Origin of the sequence: Caloramator sp. CAR-1 (assembly GCF_030546345.1) — a bacterium.
GTDB classification, from domain to species: Bacteria; Bacillota; Clostridia; order Clostridiales; family Caloramatoraceae; genus Caloramator; species Caloramator australicus.
This window is the reverse complement of the sequence record NZ_JAUONW010000015.1, coordinates 1-3,438: the sequence shown is the minus strand read 5'-3', so window position 1 is coordinate 3,438 and position 3,438 is coordinate 1. Positions and strand designations below refer to the sequence as shown.

4 protein-coding genes, 1 rRNA gene and 1 pseudogene are annotated in these 3,438 nt (G+C 36.0%); 4 read left to right on the top strand and 2 right to left on the bottom strand.

The window, feature by feature from the left end:
• The 3 genes and pseudogenes from Q3V94_RS04625 to iadA form a co-directional block, all read left to right on the top strand.
• On the top strand, positions 1-141 hold a 141-nt coding region (locus Q3V94_RS04625), incomplete at its 5' end, for a zinc ribbon domain-containing protein (protein ID WP_303525574.1).
• 113 nt (positions 142-254) lie between these two features.
• Positions 255-530: pseudogene (locus tag Q3V94_RS04620) on the top strand (hypothetical protein); the annotation flags it as partial.
• A gap of 49 nt (positions 531-579) precedes the next feature.
• Positions 580-1,737, top strand: a complete 1,158-nt coding sequence (iadA, locus tag Q3V94_RS04615; protein ID WP_303525572.1) for a beta-aspartyl-peptidase — start codon at positions 580-582, stop codon at positions 1,735-1,737.
• Between the two features lie 13 nt (positions 1,738-1,750).
• Here iadA and Q3V94_RS04610 read toward each other — a convergent pair whose 3' ends face one another.
• Together Q3V94_RS04610 and Q3V94_RS04605 are read right to left on the bottom strand one after the other, a co-directional pair.
• On the bottom strand, positions 1,751-2,332 hold the full coding sequence (locus tag Q3V94_RS04610; protein ID WP_303525570.1) for a class I SAM-dependent methyltransferase: 582 nt from the start codon (positions 2,330-2,332) through the stop codon (positions 1,751-1,753).
• A gap of 1 nt (position 2,333) precedes the next feature.
• Entirely contained in the window at positions 2,334-2,840 is a 507-nt protein-coding gene (locus Q3V94_RS04605; protein ID WP_303525569.1) for an ECF transporter S component, read from the bottom strand.
• Positions 2,841-3,301: 461 nt separating this feature from the next.
• Here Q3V94_RS04605 and Q3V94_RS04600 point away from each other — a divergent pair.
• Positions 3,302-3,438 (top strand): 16S ribosomal RNA (locus Q3V94_RS04600); the annotation flags it as partial.

Genomic DNA, 3,438 nt, shown 5'->3' with positions numbered 1-3,438 from the left:
AGTCAAACATGTAGTGAATGTGGATATAAAAATCCTGATGTAAAGAATTTAGCATTGAGAGAATGGAAATGTCCAAAGTGTGGTGCAGTTCATGATAGAGATATAAATGCAAGCAAGAATTTGCTAAAATTAGCCATGTGATTGGTATATATGGGGAAGGAACAGCCCTTTGAGCGTGGGTAATCTGGTAACAGAAGTTACCTTGACCACGAAGCCACCACTTCTATAAGTGGGGGTAGTTCACTTTCTTTGTAGTTTCAGGTTCAGGCCAGGCATCTATTACAATGCCTATTATGGCGCCACTTTCAGACCTTGTTGGGGTAACAAGACAGGTTGCTGTTTTAGCCTTCCAGCTTGGAGATGGCTTGACAAACATTATAGTTCCAACATCAGCTTGTCTCATGGGCGTTTTAGGAGTTGCAAGAGTAGATTGGGGAAGATGGGCAAAATGGCAAATAAAGATGCAGCTATTCTTGTTTGCATTAGGCACTATATTTGTCCTTGTGGCACATTTTATAGGATTTAATTAATTTAAAGGGGCCTATGCCCCTTAATTTTACATCAAAAGAGGTGAGCATCTTGTTAAAACTTATAAAAGGAATCGAAGTTTATTCGCCTAAATATTTAGGAATAAAGGATGTTCTAATAGTGGGAGATAAGATAGGGAAAATAGACGATGAGGTTGACATTTTGGGAGTTGAAGTTGAAATTATAGATGGAAAAGGTAAAAGGCTTCTACCAGGTTTTATAGATAGCCATGTCCATATAACAGGTGGTGGAGGGGAAGGAGGTTTTAAAACAAGGACCCCTGAAATAGTTTTATCTGATGTTATAAAGGGTGGAATTACAACTATTGTAGGAACTTTAGGGACAGATGGGATAACAAGAAGCCTTGAAAACCTTTATGCAAAGGCAAAGTCTTTAGAGGAAGAAGGAATAACGACGTTTATTTATACCGGTTCGTATAGGGTGCCGCCTGTAACTTTTACAGGTAGCATAATGAAGGATTTAATACTTATAGATAAAGTTGTTGGTGTTGGAGAAATTGCACTGTCTGATCATAGATCTTCACAGCCAACAATTGAAGAAATAAAAAGATTAGTTGCCGACGCAAGGGTTTCGGGGATATTATCTGGAAAGGCTGGAGTTGTTAATATCCATATGGGTGATGGTGAAGAAGGCCTTGATATGCTGATGGAAATAGTAGACACCACTGAAATCCCTATAACTCAGTTTTATCCTACCCATGTAAATAGGAATCCTTATCTTTTTAGACAAGGAATTGAATTTGCAAAGATGGGTGGATTTATAGATTTTACAACAAGCTCTGATCCGGTATTTTATGAAGAAGGTGAAGTAAAAGCAAGTAAGGCTCTGAAAAAATGCATAGAAGATGATTTGGAGGATAACGTAACATTAACTTCAGATGGGCAGGGAAGCCTACCCAAATTCAATGAAAAGAGAGAGCTTGTGGGATTACAGGTTGGAAGAGTAACAACTTTATTTAAAGAGGTTAGGGATGCAGTTTTTGATGGGGTGCCTTTAGAAAAGGCTATAAAGGCAATTACGGTAAACCCTGCAAAGATTTTAAAGCTTAGCAGTAAAGGGTATATAAAGGAAGGTTATGATGCTGATATGGTTCTAATTGATGAAGAATATAATATCGATACTGTAATTGCAAAGGGCAGAATAATGATGAAGGACAAGAAGATCTTAACCTATGGAACTTTTGAATAAAGCCTGCAGAGGATCATTCCTTTGCAGGCTTTTGGCCAGAAATGTAATACATGCTATCATCATCAATTTTAATGCATATATTGAAATACTTTTGCATTAATTTTTCCGTTTCCTCAACAGGTGGTAAAAGGAGATGTTTAAAACTATCAATTGTTTTGTGAATTTGGTTTATTTTTTCTTTGCTCTCAGAGTGGGCTATGATTATTTTTCCTCCGGGGTTTAATAGGGATAGTATATGTTTAAAAAGTTTGTCTTTGTCTTCTATATGGGGATATACGGAATACAGAAATACATAATCATATCTATCCTCTGAAAACTCAAATATATCTTTTGCTATAAAATTAATTCTTATATCATTATATTTTTCCTTTGCCTTTTCTATCATTTTCTCCGAGATATCGATGGCGGTAATTTTATTTGGGTTTGTTTTAAGAAGATATTTAATTAAAATTCCAGTTCCGCTTCCTACATCTAATATGTTTGAATTGGGGATTACATTGGAAAGCTCGATTATTTTTCTTAGTTTTAACTCATCATGCTTTGAAATCTCATCCCATTTGTGGGCGATATTATCAAAAAACCTTTTAATATCCATATCAATTCATCCTTTTTTCGTAGATTGCTATTATAATTGGAATAAGAATTAACTGTATTATTATACCCCATAATCCTGTGACAAAGGAAGAGGTTAAAAAGGCACTTAGGACGAATTTTTTACCTGCTAAGTTTAAAAGGATGATGTTTGCAATAGCCAATATAAATCTTCCTGCAATCATTGCAGATACCAATGATACAAAAACATTGGCCTTTTTGTCCTTATATAAATATCCGGATATAAAACCATAGGTTGCAAGTTCAAAGGCCATTCCTAAGGCAACTGGAAAGAGTGGTGGCATTCCGGTGAGGACTGAATTTAATAGTGGACATATGAATCCTATCATAAGGCCATATTTAGAACCTAAAATAAATCCTGCCAGCAATACAGGGATATGCATAGGAAGAAAAACAGGTCCGGCTAATTTAAAAAGGTGAAAAACGTATGGGACTAAAAGACCTAGTGCAAGGAAAAAAGCCCCTCTAACTAAATTTTTTGTTTCCTTCAAAACAAAACCCTCCTTTATAATATAAAATAAAGCCCACGAAGGTTTAAACCCTTCGTGGGCTTGTTAGCTAAAATAGCAGATAATAGAAAACTTTACATAAAATACTTATGCTAGAATATCTTCGTGATATTCCAGCAATTATAGTATGCATTAAAAAAAGAAAGATGTCAATATTACAATTTCGTCAACATTACCGAGTGTATCTATATATGAAAATAGAAGATATAACGAAAAATAACGAGGAAAATAAATATAAATTTAATTTATGGCAGATTTTATTTATGTTCGACATGATACTGCATGATAATATATAACATGTCGTCGCGAGGGCGGCGAGAAAAAAGAAAAAAAGATATTGACAAAGAGTAAAAAGCGTGATAAGATAAGAAACGCTGATTGACCTTTGAAAACTGAACAGTGGCGAAGCGACCAGCAGTAATTTTAGAGGAAGCTAAGGATTTAAACATAAGAGTTTGATCCTGGCTCAGGACGAACGCTGGCGGCGTGCCTAACACATGCAAGTCGAGCGGAGATGCCAAGGAGCAATCCAAGGTGTCTTAGCGGCGGACGGGTGAGTAACACGTGGGTAACCTACCCC